At 43.5% G+C, this 21,056-nt stretch carries 21 protein-coding genes and 1 pseudogene; 5 read left to right on the forward strand and 17 right to left on the reverse strand.

The genetic code is table 11. The annotated features are described in order from the left end of the window. Window positions 1–3: 3 nt before the first annotated feature. From DBR43_RS31675 to DBR43_RS31715, 9 genes and pseudogenes are all read right to left on the reverse strand, one after another. Window positions 4–690: an urease accessory protein UreF gene (locus tag DBR43_RS31675; RefSeq protein WP_124587366.1), complete on the reverse strand. Its 687-nt coding sequence runs from the start codon at window positions 688–690 to the stop codon at window positions 4–6. A gap of 1 nt (window position 691) precedes the next feature. Continuing rightward, window positions 692–1,183 carry an urease accessory protein UreE gene (locus tag DBR43_RS31680; RefSeq protein ID WP_124587367.1) on the reverse strand — a complete coding sequence of 164 codons (492 nt, stop codon included), beginning with the start codon at window positions 1,181–1,183 and terminating at the stop codon, window positions 692–694. 1 nt (window position 1,184) lies between these two features. Next, window positions 1,185–3,035 carry an urease subunit alpha gene (ureC, locus tag DBR43_RS31685; RefSeq protein ID WP_124587368.1) on the reverse strand — a complete coding sequence of 617 codons (1,851 nt, stop codon included), beginning with the start codon at window positions 3,033–3,035 and terminating at the stop codon, window positions 1,185–1,187. A gap of 87 nt (window positions 3,036–3,122) precedes the next feature. Beyond that, window positions 3,123–3,419 (reverse strand): annotated as a pseudogene (ureB, locus tag DBR43_RS31690) (urease subunit beta); the annotation flags it as partial. 18 nt (window positions 3,420–3,437) lie between these two features. Further along, window positions 3,438–3,740, reverse strand: a complete 303-nt coding sequence (ureA, locus tag DBR43_RS31695) for an urease subunit gamma (protein ID WP_124587370.1) — start codon at window positions 3,738–3,740, stop codon at window positions 3,438–3,440. A gap of 44 nt (window positions 3,741–3,784) precedes the next feature. Then, the gene (locus DBR43_RS31700) at window positions 3,785–4,981 is read right to left on the reverse strand and encodes a porin (RefSeq protein WP_124587371.1); all 1,197 of its coding nucleotides are present in this window, start codon (window positions 4,979–4,981) and stop codon (window positions 3,785–3,787) included. Between the two features lie 93 nt (window positions 4,982–5,074). Continuing rightward, complete coding sequence (locus tag DBR43_RS31705; protein ID WP_124587372.1) at window positions 5,075–6,457, reverse strand: sensor histidine kinase; 1,383 nt, start codon at window positions 6,455–6,457, stop codon at window positions 5,075–5,077. Continuing rightward, window positions 6,441–7,148, reverse strand: a complete 708-nt coding sequence (locus tag DBR43_RS31710; protein ID WP_124587373.1) for a response regulator transcription factor — start codon at window positions 7,146–7,148, stop codon at window positions 6,441–6,443. Before DBR43_RS31710 ends, DBR43_RS31705 begins: the two co-directional genes overlap by 17 nt. 282 nt (window positions 7,149–7,430) lie before the next feature. Beyond that, complete coding sequence (locus DBR43_RS31715) at window positions 7,431–7,865, reverse strand: Hsp20/alpha crystallin family protein (protein WP_124587374.1); 435 nt, start codon at window positions 7,863–7,865, stop codon at window positions 7,431–7,433. A gap of 76 nt (window positions 7,866–7,941) precedes the next feature. Here DBR43_RS31715 and DBR43_RS31720 point away from each other — a divergent pair, with 76 nt between their 5' ends. Continuing rightward, window positions 7,942–8,433 carry an acyl-CoA thioesterase gene (locus DBR43_RS31720; RefSeq protein ID WP_124587375.1) on the forward strand — a complete coding sequence of 164 codons (492 nt, stop codon included), beginning with the start codon at window positions 7,942–7,944 and terminating at the stop codon, window positions 8,431–8,433. 119 nt (window positions 8,434–8,552) lie between these two features. On the opposite strand, the gene DBR43_RS31725 is transcribed toward DBR43_RS31720, so the two are convergent. The 6 genes from DBR43_RS31725 to DBR43_RS31750 all read right to left on the reverse strand — a co-directional run bounded on the left by DBR43_RS31725 (window position 8,553) and on the right by DBR43_RS31750 (window position 14,335). Further along, window positions 8,553–9,485 (reverse strand): bestrophin family protein, encoded by a 933-nt coding sequence (locus DBR43_RS31725; protein WP_124587376.1) that lies wholly within the window; start codon window positions 9,483–9,485, stop codon window positions 8,553–8,555. A gap of 19 nt (window positions 9,486–9,504) precedes the next feature. After that, entirely contained in the window at window positions 9,505–9,987 is a 483-nt protein-coding gene (locus DBR43_RS31730; RefSeq protein ID WP_124587377.1) for a hypothetical protein, read from the reverse strand. Between the two features lie 237 nt (window positions 9,988–10,224). After that, window positions 10,225–11,586 carry a sensor histidine kinase gene (locus DBR43_RS31735; RefSeq protein WP_124587378.1) on the reverse strand — a complete coding sequence of 454 codons (1,362 nt, stop codon included), beginning with the start codon at window positions 11,584–11,586 and terminating at the stop codon, window positions 10,225–10,227. A gap of 2 nt (window positions 11,587–11,588) precedes the next feature. Continuing rightward, entirely contained in the window at window positions 11,589–12,299 is a 711-nt protein-coding gene (locus DBR43_RS31740) for a response regulator transcription factor (protein ID WP_124587379.1), read from the reverse strand. A gap of 142 nt (window positions 12,300–12,441) precedes the next feature. Then, on the reverse strand, window positions 12,442–13,839 hold the full coding sequence (locus tag DBR43_RS31745) for an FAD-binding oxidoreductase (protein WP_124587380.1): 1,398 nt from the start codon (window positions 13,837–13,839) through the stop codon (window positions 12,442–12,444). A 109-nt stretch (window positions 13,840–13,948) separates the two neighbouring features. After that, window positions 13,949–14,335, reverse strand: coding sequence for a dihydroneopterin aldolase (locus tag DBR43_RS31750; protein WP_124587381.1), 387 nt, complete (start codon window positions 14,333–14,335; stop codon window positions 13,949–13,951). Window positions 14,336–14,469: 134 nt separating this feature from the next. On the opposite strand from DBR43_RS31750, the gene DBR43_RS31755 reads away from it, so the two are divergent. Both DBR43_RS31755 and DBR43_RS31760 read left to right on the forward strand, forming a co-directional pair. Beyond that, window positions 14,470–15,660, forward strand: coding sequence for an acyl-CoA dehydrogenase family protein (locus tag DBR43_RS31755; RefSeq protein WP_124587382.1), 1,191 nt, complete (start codon window positions 14,470–14,472; stop codon window positions 15,658–15,660). Between the two features lie 18 nt (window positions 15,661–15,678). After that, window positions 15,679–16,059 carry an SRPBCC domain-containing protein gene (locus tag DBR43_RS31760; protein ID WP_124587383.1) on the forward strand — a complete coding sequence of 127 codons (381 nt, stop codon included), beginning with the start codon at window positions 15,679–15,681 and terminating at the stop codon, window positions 16,057–16,059. A 398-nt stretch (window positions 16,060–16,457) separates the two neighbouring features. On the opposite strand, the gene lysA is transcribed toward DBR43_RS31760, so the two are convergent. Continuing rightward, window positions 16,458–17,615 (reverse strand): diaminopimelate decarboxylase, encoded by a 1,158-nt coding sequence (gene lysA, locus DBR43_RS31765; protein ID WP_124587384.1) that lies wholly within the window; start codon window positions 17,613–17,615, stop codon window positions 16,458–16,460. 1 nt (window position 17,616) lies between these two features. On the opposite strand from lysA, the gene DBR43_RS33115 reads away from it, so the two are divergent. Beyond that, on the forward strand, window positions 17,617–17,793 hold the full coding sequence (locus DBR43_RS33115) for a hypothetical protein (protein WP_158622652.1): 177 nt from the start codon (window positions 17,617–17,619) through the stop codon (window positions 17,791–17,793). 10 nt (window positions 17,794–17,803) lie between these two features. Here the strand turns inward: DBR43_RS33115 and DBR43_RS31770 are convergent, their stop codons facing one another. After that, window positions 17,804–19,117 carry an aspartate kinase gene (locus DBR43_RS31770; RefSeq protein ID WP_124587385.1) on the reverse strand — a complete coding sequence of 438 codons (1,314 nt, stop codon included), beginning with the start codon at window positions 19,115–19,117 and terminating at the stop codon, window positions 17,804–17,806. 200 nt (window positions 19,118–19,317) lie between these two features. On the opposite strand from DBR43_RS31770, the gene DBR43_RS31775 reads away from it, so the two are divergent. Then, entirely contained in the window at window positions 19,318–21,051 is a 1,734-nt protein-coding gene (locus DBR43_RS31775; RefSeq protein WP_124587386.1) for a phospho-sugar mutase, read from the forward strand. Window positions 21,052–21,056 lie beyond the last annotated feature (5 nt).

Below are 21,056 nucleotides of genomic sequence, written 5' to 3' on the forward strand. Positions count from 1 at the left end.
TCGTTATGAAATGTAAATCCTTGTGTATAATTTTTCATGCTGCATGCACCTGATGTCCTGGGCAATGCAACAACTCCCGAGCATTTCCTCCGGCATCTGCTCCTGTGTTTCCTGCAAACGTTCGATCAAACCCTGAAGCTGGAACAAAATCTTCTGGGCATCCATCTGACTGATCGGTACGAGTTTCGCACAATTGGTCAGGATCCCGTTGAGGGTATTGTAGTAAAAAGCATGTAAAGCATCCTTCATCGGGATCTTGGCCGCATGCGCATACATGGCAAAGGCCATGGCATAATGCCCGTTTACTTCACCATTTTTAATCGCCTGAAGGTATTTTGTACAGCGCGGCACGGACTTGAAATTTCCGGTCACCTTTAAAAAACGGATGCCGAGCTTTTTGCTGGCTTCCCTGATTTCATAAGGCGCTTTATAGGCGCTGATCAAATCGTCCAGCTCCCGCACCTTAGCCTTTGTGGCATTGCCCTCGCACATCTTCCAGGCCAATACAAAAAATGCAGCATCGTTGTAATAAAAATTGTGCTGCAGCATGGTCTCAGCGTATATTTTGACGGTTTTACTGTCCTTTACAATCCCTTTGCTCACATACGTCTCCAACCCATAGGATTGCGTAAAGCTTCCGATCGGAAATGCAGAATCATTAATCTGTAACAGTGTCAGTAATGCACTCATCTTACTTGCTTTCTAAAGAAATCACCTGCCCTGATGAACTCCATTTGTAGATCATCAGGGTGGAGGTTCTCTCAATTATTCTATTTTCTTTGCGCGGTTCAAATCCTCCCCTTTTCAGAAACTGATAGAGGGGGGATTCAAATGCGATGATGACTTCTTTGTCCTTATTGATAAATATCGGGGTGTGCTTATTGCCAATTTCAAAACAGACAATCGCCATATCCCTCAGCGTCAGCGGCTGAAATACGATGCAAAGACAGGGTATGATCTGAACCACGATGATATCCCTGTCCTCATGGTACACAATGTCACCATGATAAAGCTGCTCCTGATCCAGATGATGAATGGCGATTTCCCGCCCGTTATCCGTGAAAAGGCGCACTATTTTTTTCGTCGCATCATACCAGTCCAGCTGCAGAATGTCTATTTTGCAACTGGAATAACGCTGGCTGTCGGTATATAGGTTCGCAATAACCCGATCTGTTTTGATCATGTTAAAAAAGGAAATAACGTTGTGCCATAGGCAATACTGCCAGCGGTTCGCAGGTGGCAATCACGCCATCCACCCTTACATCATAAGTTTCCGGATCTACGGTAATGTCGGGGGTCGCATCGTTATGCACCATATCCTTCTTCATCACTGTTCTGCATCCCTTTACCGGAAGACTGGTCCGTTCCAGTCCCAATTTTGCGATGCTTCCGTTTTCCAATGAAACTTTGGAAACGAAGTTATAGCAGATATTGGCCAGCGCCTTTCCGTAATTTCCAAACATCATCCTGTAAACGATAGGCTGAGGTGTAGGAATCGAGGCATTGATATCGCCCATCTTCGCACCCAGGATCATTCCTCCCTTGATGATCAGCTCGGGTTTTACCCCAAACATTTCCGCTTTCCAAAGAATCAGATCGGCAAATTTGCCCGGCTCAATCGAACCTACATAGGTGTCAATTCCATGTGCTTTGGCCGGATTGATGGTGTATTTAGAGATGTATCTTTTTACCCTGAAGTTGTCATTACCTGATCCCTGATCTTCTTTCAAAGCTCCTCTTTGGACCTTCATTTTATGGGCAGTCTGGAAAGTTCTGGAGATTACTTCACCTACCCTTCCCATGGCCTGACTATCAGAACTCATGATACTGAAGACGCCCATATCCTGAAGAATATCTTCCGCAGCAATGGTCTGAGGACGAATTCTGGAATCCGCAAAGGCCACATCCTCTTTTACATTCTTATCCAAATGATGACAAACCATCAGCATGTCCAGATGCTCTTCGGCAGTATTGATCGTATAAGGTTTTGTTGGATTTGTCGAGGCTGGTAAGATATTAGGATACATTGCAATTTTCATAATATCCGGAGCATGTCCCCCACCGGCACCTTCCGTATGGAAAGTATGGATCACACGGCCATCAATTGCGCGAACAGTATCTTCCAGGAATCCCGCCTCATTCAAAGTATCAGAGTGGATCGCCACCTGTACATCATATTTATCAGCCACTCTCAGGGCCATATCTATTGTCACCGGCGTAGCACCCCAGTCTTCATGGATTTTAACACCTAATGCGCCCGCTTCCACCATTTCTTCAATAGGCCTCATCGTCGAGACGTTACCTTTACCGAAGATGCCGACATTGATCGGCAAGGTCTCAAAAGCCTGCAGCATCTTTTCGATGTACCACTTTCCTGAAGTAACCGTCGTTGCATTGGTACCATCAGCTGGTCCCGTACCCCCGCCGATAAAGGTGGTTACTCCGCTATACAAGGCAGTTTCTACCTGCTGTGGACTGATAAAATGGATATGCGTGTCAATTCCGCCTGCAGTAAGGATCATTCCGGCGCCACTGTGTACCTCTGTGGAGGCACCAATGATCATTCCTTCCGTCACCCCGTCCTGAACATCCGGATTTCCTGCCTTTCCTACCCCTACAATTTTTCCTCCTTTAATCCCGACATCGCCTTTAACGATACCCCAGTGATCGATCACGATGACATTGGTAATGCAAAAATCCAATACCCCTTCATCGCCCAATGCACGGGCAGATTGCCCCATCCCGTCACGGATGGTTTTACCTCCGCCAAACTTGTTCTCTTCTCCATATACGGCGAAATCTTTTTCAATCTCGATAAACAATTCCGTATCCGCCAGGCGCACTTTATCCCCTGTGGTAGGTCCAAACAGGGCTACATATTTCGCCCTCGGAATGTATAGCTCACCATCAATATATTTTACAGAACCGGCTTCCAGGCCCAGCTTATCCAGTCCTAAAGACCTCAAACCAACTACGCTGCCCAGGGCAGTCAGGCCGACTACCTTAATCCATTCTCTTCTATTCCACTCTGCCATAATATCTTATTTTAATTTTACGGTTTTATACTTTTCTGCTTTCATCTTTGCGATGGCAGCGGTTTTCACTTTCTCGTTGGTGTATTTGCCATTGGTCAGGCCATTGAATCCATGAATCTCCCTGTTGCCGCCAATCTCCACAAGGATGATGTCTTTACTTTCGCCGGGCTCAAAACGGATTGCTGTACTTGCCGGAATATTGAGCCTCATGCCAAATGCCTTTTCCCGGTCAAACTGCAGGTATCGGTTCACTTCAAAAAAATGATAGTGAGAACCAATCTGTATGGGCCTGTCGCCGGTATTGCTCACAGATAAGGATGCCGTACGGTAACCCTCATTTGCTTTGATGTCTTCTTTTTTTATAATGTATTCTCCTGGTATCATTTCTTATGATTTTAAAGATTAGCGAATGGGATTATGAATGGTGACCAGTTTCGTCCCATCCGGAAAGGTGACTTCAATCTGTACATCATGGATCATTTCAGGAACCCCTTCCATGACCTGCTTTCGGCTCAGCAATTTGGTTCCATAGTCCATCAGCACGGCTACGGTCTTCCCATCCCTTGCTTTCTCCATGATTTCGGCACTGATATAGGCGATGCTCTCCGGGTAGTTTAGCTTTACGCCTCTTTTGAGTCGTTTGGCGGCAAGCTCGCCTGCGAGATGCAGCATCAGTTTTTCAGTTTCTCTGGGTGTTAAACGCATAAAATTTGATAAGGTTAAAAGTTTATTATCTGGGATCGCTGCGCTTAAAAGGCAGCCAGATTAAAATAGGTACCGAGGATAAAACGGTTATTCTTTTCTGATGGCAGGCCCATCCTGTTTTTGTAAGTAATCGCATTGCTGATATATCCCGCAAAAAGCTTCCAGTCTTTATTTGCAAATGGCTGATGCTCCAATGCCGCATAACCGGTCCAGTTTCTTCTGAAATCCTGTCCTGCCTGCTTGTACTTCCTGGCGCTCGCGGTTTCATAGGCCCCTTTCAGGGAAATGCCCCAGTTCTTGTTCAGCTGCTGGTCAAACCTCAGCACTGCGGTTTTATAAACCACATCTCTGAGCATGGTCCTGTCTGTACCTTTAATTCCGTAAAAAGAGTGAATGGAATTAGAAGCCAGCATGGTATGGTCCACACCATAATCGGAATACTGAAGGTCCAGGTACACCTTAGTGCCACCAGATTGGTGCATATTTGCAAGAGAGACCGCATGGTTGTCGCCATCAACAACAAGCTGCGAATAGTTATAAGACCATTTCGTATGGATGGTCTTGTTCAGAAAATTACCTTCCCAGGTCAGGTAAGTCCCAATTGGGCGACCGGACTGTTTCAGTCCGGCAGCGCCATATGCGGCATTCTTAACCAGCTGATCAAAAGTCTCGGTAGCGGTATTGTAAATCTGGAAAGTAAAACGATGTGCTGGATTTACCTTGTAGGAGAAGGTGGCCCCTACCACAAATAGGTTCAGGATGCGGTCTACATAATCCGTAAAAATATATTCATATACCGGATTGTTCACAAACTCATAACTCCCCACTGCGGCGGCCTGCTTTCCCAGAATCACTTCCCATTCTTTCTGCTTCCCAAAGCGGTAATTCACCTGAGCAAAGTCAAGTGCTCTTGAGCCATTGTCCTGAGAAGTGGTATTGAAAGACCTGTTCAGGCGGAAGCGCACTTTATAAGAAAGGTCTGAATGGATAAAACCATGAAGCAAAAGCCTCATTTCGTCCAGCTTAAAACCGGCATTGACCTCATTTTCCGTGTTGCTACCGATGTTAAATGAGGTACGCCCAAGCACATTCAGCTTAAAGGCAGAAGAATCGTTATTTTTAGGCTGGAGGATCTGACCATCAGCAGGGGCTGAAACCGGGCTAACTGCCGAAGTCTGAGCCGATGCCAGTCCCGGGCAAACGGCACACAATATGATCCCTATTCCTGTTCTAATTTTCATGTCGTTATACTTATTGTTACAAGTATAAACGAGCCACCTAATAATCGGCTAAACTGAAGATTAAAACGATATTAGGGAAAAATAAGAGCGAGATTAGAGCCTGGCTATCGGACAGTAAATTGTAACCGTAGTACCCACACCCTCAATGGAATGGATGTCCAGACTCGCATGATGGAGTTCAAATATATTCCTGGCCAATACCAGCCCAAGGCCATTTCCATAGATGTTTCCAATGTTCGAAGCACGAAAAAATGACTCAAAGATGTGAGGTTTATCCCGATCCGGAATTCCTATTCCCCGGTCAATTACCCGGATCACGATTTTTGAATCGACCACGGCGATCCCTACTTTCACCTCCTGTTCATTCCCATATTTACAGGCATTCGAGATGATATTAGAAAGTCCGATAAAAAACAAATCCTGGTTCACGTTCACGGTCAGCAGATTGCTGTCCTCGGGAATATTGGAAAAATCCAGAAAGATCCGGTGGTTGTCATTCAGGTAGCCTTCGGATTCCTTGACGCTGTAAAGCAGTTCATCAATCCTGACCAGGCTCATGTTCTGGTCTTTTCCACCATAACCTGTTCTGGAGAGCAGAAGCAGACTGTTTACAATCATGTTCATGCGGTCCACTTCTTTAGATACCATTTCCACAGAATAATGTGCAGGGTGTTCGGGGTCCAGGCAATCCAGTGCCAGTTCGGATTCCCCGCTAATGATCGTCATAGGGGTCCGCAGGGAATGTGAAGCATTGCTGATGAAACTCCGCTGCGACTTGACCGAAATCTCCAGCCGGCTCAGCATGTCGTTGATATTGGAAATCAGCACTTCAATCTCATCCTTTTCTTTTGCCCCCTTTGCAGGCAGCCTCAGGTTAAGGTTACTGATATTGATCTGTCCGATCCTTTTATTGATCGATGCAATCGGGTTCAACAGCTTATCTGCAAAATAAAATGAAAGCAGAATGATGAATAACAAAAAAATGGCGACCCCTGAGATCAAAGCCTCATTGAGGTCCCGGTGCTCTGCATTCCCGAAATCATCTATCGCAGCAGAAACCACCACGAGGTTTTTTTTATGGTCTTTGTCTTCAAAAAACAAAGCCACGTAAGCAGTACCATCCAGCATCAGCTCGGCCCTGCCATGTTCAATGGTTTCTTCAAAAAAATCGTTGCCCATGGGCAGGAGTGGCTCATAACGGGGTTGCTTTCTGTCTTTCTCTACCCTGACCAGGTAGTTCCGGCCAAACGAAAACTGGTTGATGAACTTATTGCTCAGCTCATAATAGCTCTTGTCTTTATAGACTTTAGAATTCATCACATGCGTTCCCAGCATCCGCGCATTCTCTTCTAATCGTTTAAAAAACTTATTTTCCAGCGTTTTAGAAGTAAAATAAGAAACGTATACAGCAAAAGACAACAGGATTAAACTGGCAATTGCCGAGGACAACAGAATGATTTTAGTTCTGATCTTCATAGCTTTCCTGTACCCTCATCACGTAACCCATACCAATTACCGTATGAATCAGCTTAGGACTGAAGTTCTTGTCTATTTTTTTTCTTAAATAATTGAGGTATACATCGACCACATTCGTGCTGAGGTTGAAATCCATTCCCCATACCTCTTCCAGGATGTCCACACGGGTGATGATCCTGTTCATGTGCTGCATCAGATGTTCGAGCAGCCGGTATTCAGTAGCCGTCAGTACAATGACTTTTCCGGCACGGCTCACCACCTTGCTGTCTTTATCCAGCACAAGGTCTGAGATCGTTAAGATATTTGCAGGTGTGGTACGGACCGTTCCCGATTTGCGGGACTTGCGGTAAACGCGGGCCCTCAGTTCGTCTATTTTAAAAGGTTTGGTCAGGTATTCATCCGCATCGTGGTTAAACGCAGCGACGATATCTTCCGTTTGATTTAAGGCAGAAAGAATGATAATGGGCACATCCGGGTCGGTTAACCTGATGTTCCGGCAGACCTCCAGACCATCCATACCGGGAAGCATCACATCCAGAATAATCAAATCAAACTGATTCATTCCCGCCATCTTTAGCCCGGTAAGCCCGTCCATAGCGACGCTGATGTCCAGCTCTGTATGCTCATCTTTCAAACCTCTTTGTATCAAAGAAACAACCGCAATTTCATCTTCTATTAAAAGTACCTTCATCTTAAACCCCTATCCTTAGTATTGTCAAACTGGACTTGCAAATTTAGTTAAAAATGAGCGCCTCAGTTTTAGTCCTGCTAAAAAAAGACATAAGATCAATAAATAAAGCCATTTTTTTTAAGACAAAAAAATAAGGACACACCTCCCGATATGCCCTTACAACCTTAAACCAAACCAATTATGAAACCATCATGACCTTACAGATCACACAAGAGTTCAACATCAGGATCATGATGGTTTCACAAACGTTAAAAACAATTATTTACTTATGAAAACCTTGTATTAAGAAACTTTTATCTCTTTAGTAGCCGATTTAGTTTCATCTTTTTTACCAATCGTGATGTTTAAAATCCCGTTGATGTATTCCGCAGCGATTTTTTCTGCATCTACACTTTCAGGCAATACGAATGATCTTGCGAAAGAGAAATAATCAAATTCCTTACGGGTATAATCTTTTTTCTCCTCAGTTTCACTAACTTTTTTCTCTGCCCATACCGATAAAGTATCTTTCTTTAAGTTGATTTGAAAATCTTCTTTTGTCAAACCAGGGGCAGCCAGTTCAATTTTATAATCTGCTTCAGTCTCCAGAATGTTTACGCCAGGAACTTTGTTTACAGTTAAATTTTTATTTAATGCCTCACTAAACAAAGAGTCAAATACGTTGTTAAAGTAAGGTGCAGTGTTTCTGGTTCTGTTGTTAAATTTTACTAGTGTCATTGCTTATTTCTCCTTTTATTTAAGTTTTAATTTTATACTAAGCAGCTAATCAACACTCATACCAACCCTATTTTCTATGAATTTTAAGACATTATGGCGCAATAAACCAAAACAACAAGACAAAAAGGCAGACATCATCAACCATTTAGACAGTTTTAAGTATAAAACAGAGATTGAAACCCGATTTGCAGATTTTGATATGTTCGGCCATGTGAACAATGCAGTATACTTTACTTACCTCGAAGTGGCCAGGTCCAAATACTGGAACGTGGCCATTAAATGGGATTGGAAAAAAACCGGAGTGGTCATTGCCCAGGCAAGCCTGGATTACATTACGCCCATATTGATCAACGATAAAATCAGCATGTATGTGAAGACCTCGAGAATAGGAAACAGCAGCTTCGATCTGGAATACCTGCTGGTAAAACACGAACATGGAAAAGAAGTGGTTTGCAGTAAAGGCAAAACCGTTTGTGTTGCCTTTGATTACCATACTAAAGCGGCCTCCCCGATCCCGGAAAACGAAAGGGCGAGGATGATCTCTTTTGAACAGCTGGAAACTAAATAAACCTCGACAATAGGTAAAGCGGCTCAGGGGCCGAAAAAATGGAGAAGCCGGTAAGAGTTTTCTTTTACCGGCCTCCGTTTTACATGGGGATGTATGATCTCAGTGCTTTCCACAGCACACTAAAGAATATAAAAGATATTGGATGCTTTAGGCACGGACTTCTCTTTGAGGTCCTCATCGTGTTTATGGCTTTCTTTAAGCATCTGCTTGATGTCCCTTTCAATCGTCCGGCAAATAGAAGTCGTAGGGGTATCCGTCGGCTTATTCTCAAAAGGGTCCTGCAGGTGAATCGCCATTTTCTCAATCAGGAAAAAAGAGCAGGAAATCGCGATCACCAGGGGAACTTCAATGATCCCAAAAAATTCAATCAGGCCAAACGGCAGCAGCATGATAAACAGGATCAGTGAAAAATGAATGTATACCGCATAGGTAGACGGGAAAACCGTATTCTTAATCCGTTCACACCCGCCCATTTCATTTGAAAATGCAGTTAAGGTTTTATCGATCTGAACCTGCTGAAATTCATTGATCCAGCCCAGCTTAAAGGCATTGCGTAAATCTCTCGCCTGAAGCTCCTGCAGCGCCAGCGGAACGTTACTATACCTTTTGATGTGTTCCATATCCTCTGCGCTGATAAAGCGCTCCAATTGAAAGAGCGGGTCTTCTCTTCTCAAATGCCGGCTCAGACTATAACACCATGCAATTTGTCTTTTCGCCACCCGCTCACAGAAGGAATGCTCGTCTGAGGCCCCGAAAGGCACGTCGATGAAAGTAATCAGCTGTCTGGTCAACGTTCTCGAATCATTCACGATGGCTCCCCAAAGCGTCCTCGCCTCCCACCACCTGTCGTAAGCCTGGTTGGATTTAAAAGCAAGCAGCAAGGAGATAACCGTACCTAAAATGGTGGGGACAGCAATTGGAATAGAGATCCTGGTGATGTGAAAGTTCTCGTATAAAACGGCAATCAATACGGCATAAACCGTAACCCAGAGCATCTCTTTCTTGATCTTCCCTAAAATATAATGAACAGGAATATTTTCTTTTAATAACATAAATTCAGAGTTTAGAATACTATACAACAACTTCTTCACGCAATACCGCTGAGGCATGCGCTACCCGCATTCCCGCAGGTCTGGTCCTGATCGTTACCTCCGGCAGGCCCAGCTTATGCGCCAGTACATTCGGATTGATGCTGGCCGTATTGATGCTGCTCCAGGAGCAATTTGAGGGATGAAGAATGGAGGTTATTTCATGAAATTCTAAAAAAGATTTAAACAGCACCATTGTACTTCCATAAAAGAACTCGATCTTAATCGCCTTGATATTTGGGAACTGAACCTTCAATTCATCGCATTGCTGATAAAATGCTTCACCAACATATTCATACTCTTTGGACCTTCTGGAAAGCATTAACAAATCTCCGATAGAATCAGAGAGCTTAAATAGATGTACAAAAACCAAAGTCAGCTCCTCTGAATGGTTTTGAGAACAAAGAGGAGAAATACAGTCCAGACTGGAAGCGCTAAAATCTGTTGGGATTAAAATGGTTTGCATATTAATTTATTTAATGGGTTAAACTTTAATTAGTTATGCAATTTTACCGGAGAGAGATTAGGATGGACTAAAGAAAAAATTATAATTTGATTAGAGTTTATAATAAAAATTCAGCGCTCCCGGCCCCTCTGATGAGGCCCGAAAGCACTTTATTCCCGAAAGGAATATTTTAAAAAAGCAACTTATTAGAAAGTGATTAGAAAGGGGAAAACGTTACTCAGGAAATCTCCGGACCGATCAGGAACTGATGGGCAATACCACCCTCATTTCTGTTCCCTTTACCACCTCCGAATTGATCCCGATCGAGCCCTTGTGCAGCCGGATGATGTTCAGCGTAAGCGGCAGGCCAATGCCATGCCCGTTAAACTCACCCGTATTTGAAGCGCGGAAAAAAGGCTCAAAGATGTACTGCTGGTCTTTTAAGGGAATCCCAATCCCCTGGTCGGTAACCACAATCAGAATCCTTTTATACTCCAGGCGCAAGGCAATCTTAACGGTCTGGTGACTGGAATATTTGCAGGCATTGAGAATGATGTTACTTAAAGCGAGCTGCAATAAATTGACATTCCCTTCCGTATACAATTGAGATTCATCCTCAGGAAGTGCAGAAAAATCAAGCTCAAGGACACTCTTTTCATCAATCTTCTTAACGAAACCTGCCACCATGACCACCAGCTCATCAATCCTGATTTTCTGCCAGTTCTGTTTCTTTCCGTCAAAACCGGATTGCGCCAACCCCAATAAGCTGGTAATGATGTGTTCCAGTTGCTCTGCATGGGAAAGAATCACCTTGGTGGACTTTTCTGCTGCCGGCGACAACTCTCCGCCTGACAACAATAGCTGTACCTCTCCGGTGATGATCGACAAGGGGGTTTTGAGTTCATGAGAGGCGTTGCTCACAAAGTTATTCTGCGTTTCAAATGCCGTTTCCAGCCTGTTCAGCATGTTGTTAAACGTAAGGACCAGCTCTGACATCTCGTCGTTTCCGCCCAGCTCTTCCAATCTGGAATGCAGGTTATTGGCAGAAATGTTCTTTACTTTTCTCATCACTGTCCGAATCGGATTAACGGTATAATGAGAAAAGACTTTACCGGCAATATAGGTGAGAAACAAAGAAATGATAAAGACAAAAATCATAACCTTCTTCAGGGTCTCGAGCTCCCTGAACCCATAAGGGTCTAAAGCGGTGACAATGACAATATGCTTCTCCTGGTTTTCTTTAAATAGTTTTCCATAGAAAAAGCGGTTATCCTCGTTGTAACCGGCCTTTCCTTCCTTTACAATCCGATAGAAAAAATCACCGGGGATATTTTTGGGAACATCACCATTTAACCGGTTCAGGGAATCCAGTCCGATGATATATTGCTGCTCATCTTCCAGCTTTTCCAGGTATTTGGTACGCATTTCCTTATAAGTGGAGGAAAGTTCATCCGGATGGATGTAAATGTCAGCGGCAAGGTTTACCCTCGCCTCCAGCCGCTTAAAAAAATCCTGAAAATTAAACTGGGAAACAAAATAAAAAATGGTAAAATTTAATAAAATCAGGCCAACCGTTCCAATACCAAAGAAAAGAAGGGTAATCTTAGTTTGAATCCTCATACCTATCGAAGCTCCTGATGTTCAAGCGAATGTTTCATGATGTAACCCATTCCAAAGACCGTATGAATGAGACGTTCTTTACCGCCCTCATCAATTTTCTTTCTCAGGTAATTGACATAGACATCGACCACATTAGTGCCCATATTGAAATCGATATCCCATACATTTTCCAGAATCTGAACCCTGGAAAGTACCTTATTCTGATTTTTCAACAGGTATTCCAGCAAACGGTATTCTGTTGCGGTAAGCTGAATGGACTGACCAGCGCGGCTGACGGCCTTTGAACTGGTATTCAGCTGAAGATCCGCAATGCTTAAGGTATCAGAAGCAACGTTTAAATGCCCTCTGCTCCTCCTCAGCAAGGTCCTGATCCGGGCCACGAGTTCTACGAAATTAAATGGCTTCACGAGGTAATCGTCAGCCCCGCTCTCCAGACCGGTCACCACATTTTCGGTGCTTCCCAAAGCGGTGAGCATGAGCACAGGCAGTCCGGAGTTTTTCAACCGAATCTCTTTACAGACCTGAATCCCATTCATTCCCGGCAGCATGACATCGAGAATAACCAGGTCAAAATCGTATTTCAAGGCCATCTCCAATCCGGTCAAACCGTCTCCTGCCACACTCACTTCCATCTTTTCAGCAGCCAGGCCCCTCACAATCACAGAAACCAGGTCTGGTGTATCCTCGATCAGCAAAATCTTCGTTTTATCCATTATTTTTCTAAAATAGAACTTGCTACATCAAAAACCAATCCTAAACCCCAAGGTCTGACCCTTATCTGACATTAAAGCCCATAAAAAAAGGATGAGCGGAAATTAACCCGGTCATCCTGATCTGATTATAACACCAAAAACCTTAAAAGATTTTTCCCGGATTCAGAATGCCTGAAGGGTCAAATACCTTTTTAATGCTGCGCATTAGGTTCAGGTGAATTTCGCTGTATTTTATCGGCATAAAGTCCTTTTGCACGAGACCAATTCCATGCTCTCCGGAAATTGTTCCTCCCAATGCACTCGTCAGTTCAAAGACTTCGACAATGCCCTCTTTCAATTTGTTTTTCCAGTCCTCATCACTCATCCCGGCTTTGATGATGTTCACATGGAGGTTTCCATCCCCGGCATGCCCGTAACACACACTTTCAAAACCATATCTGCCACCGATCTCCTTAATTCCTTTAATTAATTTCGGCAATGCCGCTCTCGGCACCACGGTATCTTCTTCTTTATAGATAGAGTTGGATTTCACCGACTCCGGCATCGTGCGCCTGATCTTCCAGAGTTCGTCCTTTTGCATTGCGGTATCCGCAAACAGCACATCTGTACAGCCAAACTCTTCCAGCACAACATTCACACGCTCGCAGTCTTTAAAAATAGTGTCCATGTCATCGCCATCAAATTCTATCAAAAGAAAAGCATTCACCCCATCTTTGAGGTCAAATTTGATGTCGTCATATTCAATTACCCATTCCACTCCCCTTCGTTCCATAAATTCCAGGGCAGAAGGAATCACCCCCGCTCTGAAGATGGCCGATACTGCGCCACAGGCCTGTTCATTTTCAGAAAAAGAAGCCATCATGAGCACACTGTGCTGAACTTTTGGAATCAGCTTCGCTACAATTTTCGTAACCACGCCCAATGTCCCTTCAGAACCGATCATCAACTGTGTCAGGTTATAACCCGAAGCATATTTCAGGGTATTTGCACCGGTCCAGATCACCTCTCCTGTAGGCAATACCACTTCCAGGTTCAGAATATATTCCCTGATCGTCCCGTATTTCACTACCCTTGGTCCGCCCGAACCATGCGCCACATTTCCGCCGATAAAGCAGGAGCCTTTACTCGAAGGATCAATGGGATAAAGCAGTCCCTTTTCAGCAACGGCATCCATAAATTCCTGAGTGATCACACCGGGCTCCACTATCGCCTGCAGGTTTTCCGTATCGATGTCAATGATCTTTTTAAACTTCTCCATAGACAGCAATACACCACCGAAGACCGGCAATGCGCCTCCGCTCAAACCTGTTCCACCACCCCGGGGCGTCACAGGAACATGATGTGCATTACATAATTTCAATAAGGCAGCCACTGCAGCAGTGTCTTTAGGTTTAACCACTACTTCAGGGTAATATTTCAAATCTTCAGTTTCATCATGACAATAAGTATTTAAAGAATCTTCATCCGTAAAAACACTTTCTGCACCAACAGCTGTTTTGATCAGCTCCAGCAATTCTGAAGTTATTTTAGTGTATTCCATTATATATTTGGTTTTTTTAATCTTTAAAAAGAAGGTAATCTAAGCACCGGATTTATTGATAAGCAAAGTATTCATTTAACAATAGTGTTCTTTTGAGAACAACGTTGATTTAGGCTTGTTTTTCAGGAGCAGTATAGCTCAGCTGAACGAAAGAATGTCCAACTTCGCCCGGCATTGGCGGGTTCATTTTGCGAATCCCTGCCTGGGCAGTCAATACGAAAGGATAATGGGCAATCACGCGGTCCAGAATCCGCTTCACTACCGTTTCCAGCATCTTCTGTGTATTTTGCATTTCCTCCAGAATAATGGTATTGATCACTTCATAATTCACCGTATGGTTCAGGTTTTCGGTATCTCCGGTATGGACAAAAGTGACCACTACATCTACCAGAAAATAGATCCCGATTAAATGCTCTTCCGGATACCAGCCATGAAGGGCGAAACACTTTACATCTCTTAACGCAACGGTTTGTATATAGCTATTTGCTGAACTCATTTGGCAAAATTAATTTTTTGGACGGTTTTTACCAGCCATTCCCCGAAATTATTACCTTTGAAACAAAGGGCTTTGAAAAAATCCCGGCTCAAACAAAAGCAACAGCTGATCAATAACCAAATATAGTGTAAACAATGAATAAATCTGCCAAAAAAGACCTTTACGAAGCTCCTGATTATTATTTGCTCGACGAATTACTTACGGAAGAACACAAGCTTATCCGCTCTGCGGCCAGAGATTGGGTAAAGAAAGAAGTTAGCCCGATCATTGAAGACTATGCACAAAAGGCAGAATTCCCTAAACACCTGATCAAAGGACTGGGAGAAATAGGTGCTTTTGGACCTACCATCCCTGTAGAATATGGTGGTGCCGGACTGGATTACATTGCTTACGGGATCCTGATGCAGGAAATTGAACGCGGTGATTCCGGAATCAGGTCTACTGCTTCCGTTCAGGGATCATTGGTAATGTATCCGATCTACGCTTACGGTACAGAAGAACAACGCAAAAAATACCTTCCAAAATTAGCTACAGGAGAACTGATGGGCTGTTTCGGACTCACCGAACCGGATCATGGATCTAACCCTGGTGGAATGGTGACCAATATAAAAGACAAAGGCGACCATTACCTGCTGAATGGCGCAAAAATGTGGATCTCCAACGCTCCTTTCGCTGATATCGCAGTGGTATGGGCAAAGGATGAATCCGGAAAAATCAGAGGATTGGTGGTAGAAAGAGGAATGGAAGGTTTCAGCACTCCGGAAACACATAACAAATGGAGCTTAAGGGCTTCTGCTACCGGCGAGCTGGTATTTGACAATGTGAAAGTTCCCAAAGAAAACCTTTTCCCGGAAATCAGTGGATTAAAAGGCCCGCTGGGTTGCTTAAACCAGGCACGTTATGGCATCGCCTGGGGTGCCTTGGGTGCAGCAATGGACTGCTATGATACCGCATTGCGCTATTCCAAAGAGCGTGTACAATTCGGAAAACCGATTGGCGGATTCCAGCTGCAGCAAAAGAAACTGGCAGAAATGGTGACTGAAATTACCAAAGCACAATTGCTGGTATGGCGTTTAGGGGTCTTGAAAAGTGAAAACAGGGCCACTGCGGAACAGATCTCCATGGCGAAAAGAAACAGTGTAGAAATTGCATTGGATATCGCCCGTAACGCCCGGCAAATGTTAGGTGGAATGGGAATCACCGGAGAATACTCGATTATGAGACACATGATGAACTTAGAGTCTGTAGTGACCTACGAGGGAACACATGACATCCATTTATTGATCACCGGAATGGACGTGACTGGAATAAACGCATTCAAATAAACTATATTTGCGCCAGCAATGAAAACATTTAAAAAATACTATTCCCTCCCTGCCCCTCCTGAAGAGGTGTACTGGGCAATGACAAAAGCGCAAAGCATCCAGCTGTGGACAGGTGCAGAAGCAGAATTTACAGAAGAAGTAAACACAGAGTTCTCTTTTTGGGATGGCGATATCGTGGGTAAAAACCTGGAATTGGAATATGGCAAAAAGATCGTTCAGCAATGGTATTTCGGAGAAGAAAATGAACCTTCTATCGTGACCATCAAACTTCATGAAGATAAAAAAGGAACCTCACTGGAATTCGTACAAACGAACATCCCCGACGAGGATTACGAAGAATTCACTTCAGGATTAACCGAATATTACTTCGGAGGCCTGATCGACTTTTTCGAAGACTAAAAGAAGAAAAGGCTACTTAAATAACAGTATCTCGATAGCTGAAAATTAAATTTAGCTTTAAAAAAAGAGGAATATCTTTTCGTCCCCGAATCTTTGCTAAAGGGCAAATATTCGAATGTCCTTAAAGAAACACCTCTTTTTTTTTAAATCCTGCACAGGTATATTGCCTTCTTAATGGCGTACCTATGCAGGATTTCTATTTTAACGACGATTCATTGTGCCTGATTTTGACACTTAATTTCAAAAAAAGAAGGCATTCCAGGAAAAGGCATAGGAATTTTGCCCCCTTCAGGGCAAAGGTTCCAGCCTTTGAGTGGTAATACCTTCTTTTTTAAGCAGAATTACGCTCAGGTTATCCGGCACTATTCAAGTAAAAACTGTCTGGTCCAAACAAGCCTTTATCCTTCCGTGTCGTATACAGAGACGATGTTCTCCCTTAAATTATAATGCGAAGCCATCACTTCTCCATAAGCACCTGTACTGCGCAAAGCAATCAGGTCTCCACGTAAAGTTTCCGGCAATTCGACCTCTTTACCAAAGCAATCTGTGCTTTCGCAAATTGGCCCAACCACATCATATTTAACCGAATCTTCCAAAGCAAGCTTGGAAATGTTTTCAATTTTATGGTAAGCCTGATATAAAGCTGGTCTCATCAGTTCCGTCATTCCGGCATCCAGAATGATAAAGTTCTTTTTCTTTCCGTTTTTCACGTAAAGTACCTTGCTGATCAATGAAGCACATTGTCCGACTAAAGCCCTGCCCAGTTCAAAATGAACCTCCTGGTTAGACCTTACTTCCAGAAAGTCCTGGAACACCTTAAAATAGGCTGCAAAGTCCGGCACCTGCTGTTCCGGGTTGTGGTAATCAATCCCCAAACCTCCGCCAACATTTAATACCTTTACGATGAAGCCACGTTCTTCGAACCATCCGGCAAATTCATTCACGCGGACACATAAATTTTTATAGACATCCAGGTTCGTAATCTGTGATCCGATATGGAAGTGGATCCCTATAAATTCCAGGTTCGGACTTTTCTTTAACATCTCTGCACAGGCCGTTAAATCCCAGGAGTTGACTCCGAATTTGTTCTCATCCAATCCGGTGGTAATGTTATGGTGGGTATGCGCATCTACATTCGGATTAATCCGGATCGCCACTCTCGCCAGCTTCCCTTTCTTTTCCGCAAGCTCATTGATCACTTCCAGCTCCTGAACAGATTCTACGTTAAAGCAGAAAATATCATTATCCAGCGCAGCATTGATCTCACGGTCGGACTTACCCACTCCCGCAAACACCACCTGACTTTTATCAAAGCCAATCTCGATGGCCTTGTTCACTTCGCCACCGCTTACACAGTCGGCACCAAAACCTACCGCCTTGATCTTTTGTAAAACAGCAGGATTGAAATTTGCTTTCATGGCATAGTGCACATGAAAATTATATACCTTAGCGGCCGCTGCGCAATCACTTAACGTTTTTTGCAGTAAAGTAAGGTCATAATAATAAAAGGGTGTTTCTATATTTGCGAAACGTGCTATATCTTTATCGGAAAACATAATGTTCAAGTATCTGATTATATTTTTTATCGTTGTTTTGAGTTTAATCTATTTCGGCAATTATCTCGATTACAAGAACAATAAGATGGACCGTGCGGAATACAACAGAAGGGTCAGACTCTTCTTCTTCCTGGTGGTCATTATCTTTGCCATCGTTGTCTGGTTAAGGAAGCGGTAAAACCGCTTGCCTATTCAAACAAACGGTTATGTAAACTCTTTAAAGCTTCTGTTTTATCTTTCGTATTGATCAGCAGGGAGATGTTGTAATTACTTCCACCGTAAGAGATCATGCGAATAGGGATGTGTTTGATGGAATCCAGTACACGGGCTGCATAACCATGCTTTTCTGCACTAAAATCTCCAACCACACAAACGATACTCTGGTCGTTATCGATCTCTACCGAACCGAAAGCATGTAGCTCTTCTACGATTTTATCCAGGTTATCGGTAAAATCTATCGTTAAGGAAACGGCAACTTCCGAAGTGGTGATCATATCGATTGGTGTTTTATACCTTTCAAAAATCTCGAATACCCTTCTTAGAAAACCGTAAGCCAGTAACATTCTGCTCGATTGGATCTTGATGGCTGTAATGCCATCTTTGGCAGCGATAGATTTGATCTTTCCTTTTTCGCTATCTGTAGAGATCAGTGTCCCTGCTGCTGCCGGTTCCATGGTATTCAGTAAGCGTACAGGAATCTTATATTTCTGTGCCGGGAATACCGACTGTGGGTGTAAAATCTTTGCTCCAAAATAAGCAAGCTCTGCAGCCTCATCAAAAGACAGATGAGAAATTGGCTTCGTTCCTTTTACAATCCTCGGATCGTTGTTGTGCATGCCATCAATATCTGTCCAGATCTGAACCTCTTCAGCTAAGATCGCAGCACCTATTAATGAGGCGGTATAATCACTTCCTCCACGTCTGAGGTTATCTACTTCGCCAAAGCTGTTTCTGCAGATGAACCCCTGGGTGATGAATAACTTATTTCCCTTATGCTGATCCAGCAAAGGCTGTAAATTCCGGGTGCTGTAAGGAACATCAGGCTCATTGTCTTCATCGATCTTCATGAAATCCAATGCAGGAAGCAATACAGAAGCCACACCGATAGATTTCAGGTAAATATGGTAAAGGGTAGTCGACAACAATTCACCTTGTGCCAATACCACTTTCTCTTCTATTGGTGTGAAAATATCGTTCACCAACGAACTTAAAAAACTAAAATGATAATCCACCACTTCCTGTCCCTGCTCACGGAATTCGTTCTCAGGCAACAGTTCAATCACAAATTCATTATATTTCTGGTGCAATGCGTTAATTAAGCTTAACGCCACCTGTTTATCCTCCTTTAAAAGTTTGCCTGAAATTTCCACTAAACTATTGGTTGTACCAGACACGGCTGATAGGACCACAATTTGCTCTTCGGCCGGATTGATGATGTCCAGCAACTTTTTCATGCGCTCAGGGCTTCCTACGGAAGTTCCTCCAAACTTTAATATCTTCATTTAATTGAGGTAAGAATTTTATTTTTTGATAAATTGGCTATATACTTGTAATTGGCCGTGAAATTAAATAAATCGCCGATATTTAGCACTAAATACACAAAATAAAATTTGGAATAATGCATTTTTTTTGTCCTCCCGCAAAACATGGTGTAGGCAATTTTGTTTATCCCATAACCAATCAAAAGTTATAACATTATCATATGCAATTAGAAGCCGCAACCTTAAGCACCATAAACCAATGGCTTAATGGTAATTACGACACGAAAACAAAAGAAGAAATCCAACAGCTTTTAGACAAAGAAGCCTTTACAGAGCTGACAGACTCTTTTTACAGAAGTCTGGAATTTGGAACAGGAGGATTACGCGGCATCATGGGTGCAGGTTCCAACAGGATCAACAAATACACAATCGGTACTGCAACCCAGGGATTGTGCAATTACCTGCTGAAAAAATATCCGGGAGAAAAGATCAAAGTAGCGATTGCGCACGACAGCCGTAACAATTCGGATTACTTTGCCGGCATCACTGCCGATGTATTTTCTGCCAATGGCATCCATGTGTATTTCTTCAAAGCACTGAGACCAACACCGGAGCTTTCTTTTGCAGTCAGAGAACTGGGTTGCAAAAGCGGCGTGATGTTAACGGCTTCACATAACCCTAAAGAATACAATGGCTATAAAGCCTATGGTGCTGACGGCGGACAATTCACTGCTCCTGACGATACCATGGTGATGGATGAAGTCGCAAAGATCAGCAGCATTGACGAAGTAAAATTCGACCGCATTGATGCCAATGTAGAACTGATCGGCGAAGAAATTGATCAGCTGTACCTGGATAAGATCACCGAGCTGTCAGTATCTCCGGAAGCCATCGCCCGTCAGAAAGACCTGAAAATCGTTTACTCTCCTATTCATGGTACAGGAATCACACTGGTTCCTCAGGCGTTGGCACAGTTTGGTTTTACCAACCTGACCCTTGTAGAAGAACAAAGCAAACCTGATGGAAACTTCCCTACGGTAGTATATCCAAATCCGGAAGAAAAAGAAGCTTTGACCCTGGCCCTTAAAAAAGCAGAAGAAATTGATGCGGACCTGGTACTGGCAACAGACCCGGATGCAGACAGAGTGGGAATCGCCGTAAAAAATAACGACGGACAGTTTGTATTGCTGAACGGAAACCAAACCGGAAGCTTACTGATCAACTACCTGCTGAGTGCATGGGAAGAAAAAGGAAAACTAACCGGCGATCAGTACATCGTGAAAACGATTGTGACCAGTAACCTGATCGAAGAAATCGCTAAAAAGAAAAACGTAACCTTCTATAATACCTTAACCGGATTCAAATGGATCGGCCAGCTGATGACCAACCTTCAGGGTAAGAAAACCTTTATTGGTGGTGGCGAGGAAAGCTATGGCTACCTGATCGGTGAACTGGTAAGGGATAAAGATGCAGTGGTATCCTGTGCTTTCATCTCCGAAATGACCGCCTTCTATAAAGATAAAGGCAGCAGCTTATACAATGCGATGTTAGACATGTATGTAGAATATGGCCTGTATAAAGAAGAACTTGTTTCCATTACCAAAAAAGGTAAAACCGGAGCGGAAGAGATCAAAGCAATGATGGAAAAATTCAGAAACAACCCGCCTGCAACTCTTGGAGGTGCCAAAGTGGTGACGCTGAAAGATTATGAACTGGGTACAGAAACAGATCTGCTAAGCGGAGAGAAAACCAAGCTGGAGCTTCCAAAATCGGATGTATTGCAGTTCATTACTGCCGATGGCAGCATTGTTTCTGCAAGACCATCCGGAACAGAACCTAAAATCAAATTCTATTGCAGCGTTAATGCGCCGTTAAAAGATAAGGAAAGCTTTAAAGACACTGACGCAAAATTGGGCGACAAAGTTAAAGCAATCATGAAAGATTTAGAGGCTTAAGCCTC

It is taken from the genome of Pedobacter sp. KBW06 (assembly GCF_003852525.1).
Classification (GTDB): domain Bacteria; phylum Bacteroidota; class Bacteroidia; order Sphingobacteriales; family Sphingobacteriaceae; genus Pedobacter.

Excerpts from the sequence above, each read along its gene's own strand:
- DBR43_RS31675 (WP_124587366.1), bottom strand. The coding sequence starts at position 690 with ATGAGTGCATTACTGACACTGTTACAGATTAATGATTCTGCATTTCCG.
- DBR43_RS31680 (WP_124587367.1), bottom strand. The coding sequence starts at position 1,183 with ATGATCAAAACAGATCGGGTTATTGCGAACCTATATACCGACAGCCAG.
- ureC (WP_124587368.1), bottom strand. The coding sequence starts at position 3,035 with ATGGCAGAGTGGAATAGAAGAGAATGGATTAAGGTAGTCGGCCTGACT.
- ureA (WP_124587370.1), bottom strand. The coding sequence starts at position 3,740 with ATGCGTTTAACACCCAGAGAAACTGAAAAACTGATGCTGCATCTCGCA.
- DBR43_RS31700 (WP_124587371.1), bottom strand. The coding sequence starts at position 4,981 with ATGAAAATTAGAACAGGAATAGGGATCATATTGTGTGCCGTTTGCCCG.
- DBR43_RS31705 (WP_124587372.1), bottom strand. The coding sequence starts at position 6,457 with ATGAAGATCAGAACTAAAATCATTCTGTTGTCCTCGGCAATTGCCAGT.
- DBR43_RS31710 (WP_124587373.1), bottom strand. The coding sequence starts at position 7,148 with ATGAAGGTACTTTTAATAGAAGATGAAATTGCGGTTGTTTCTTTGATA.
- DBR43_RS31715 (WP_124587374.1), bottom strand. The coding sequence starts at position 7,865 with ATGACACTAGTAAAATTTAACAACAGAACCAGAAACACTGCACCTTAC.
- DBR43_RS31720 (WP_124587375.1), top strand. The coding sequence starts at position 7,942 with ATGAATTTTAAGACATTATGGCGCAATAAACCAAAACAACAAGACAAA.
- DBR43_RS31725 (WP_124587376.1), bottom strand. The coding sequence starts at position 9,485 with ATGTTATTAAAAGAAAATATTCCTGTTCATTATATTTTAGGGAAGATC.
- DBR43_RS31730 (WP_124587377.1), bottom strand. The coding sequence starts at position 9,987 with ATGCAAACCATTTTAATCCCAACAGATTTTAGCGCTTCCAGTCTGGAC.
- DBR43_RS31735 (WP_124587378.1), bottom strand. The coding sequence starts at position 11,586 with ATGAGGATTCAAACTAAGATTACCCTTCTTTTCTTTGGTATTGGAACG.
- DBR43_RS31740 (WP_124587379.1), bottom strand. The coding sequence starts at position 12,299 with ATGGATAAAACGAAGATTTTGCTGATCGAGGATACACCAGACCTGGTT.
- DBR43_RS31745 (WP_124587380.1), bottom strand. The coding sequence starts at position 13,839 with ATGGAATACACTAAAATAACTTCAGAATTGCTGGAGCTGATCAAAACA.
- DBR43_RS31750 (WP_124587381.1), bottom strand. The coding sequence starts at position 14,335 with ATGAGTTCAGCAAATAGCTATATACAAACCGTTGCGTTAAGAGATGTA.
- DBR43_RS31755 (WP_124587382.1), top strand. The coding sequence starts at position 14,470 with ATGAATAAATCTGCCAAAAAAGACCTTTACGAAGCTCCTGATTATTAT.
- DBR43_RS31760 (WP_124587383.1), top strand. The coding sequence starts at position 15,679 with ATGAAAACATTTAAAAAATACTATTCCCTCCCTGCCCCTCCTGAAGAG.
- lysA (WP_124587384.1), bottom strand. The coding sequence starts at position 17,615 with ATGTTTTCCGATAAAGATATAGCACGTTTCGCAAATATAGAAACACCC.
- DBR43_RS33115 (WP_158622652.1), top strand. The coding sequence starts at position 17,617 with ATGTTCAAGTATCTGATTATATTTTTTATCGTTGTTTTGAGTTTAATC.
- DBR43_RS31770 (WP_124587385.1), bottom strand. The coding sequence starts at position 19,117 with ATGAAGATATTAAAGTTTGGAGGAACTTCCGTAGGAAGCCCTGAGCGC.
- DBR43_RS31775 (WP_124587386.1), top strand. The coding sequence starts at position 19,318 with ATGCAATTAGAAGCCGCAACCTTAAGCACCATAAACCAATGGCTTAAT.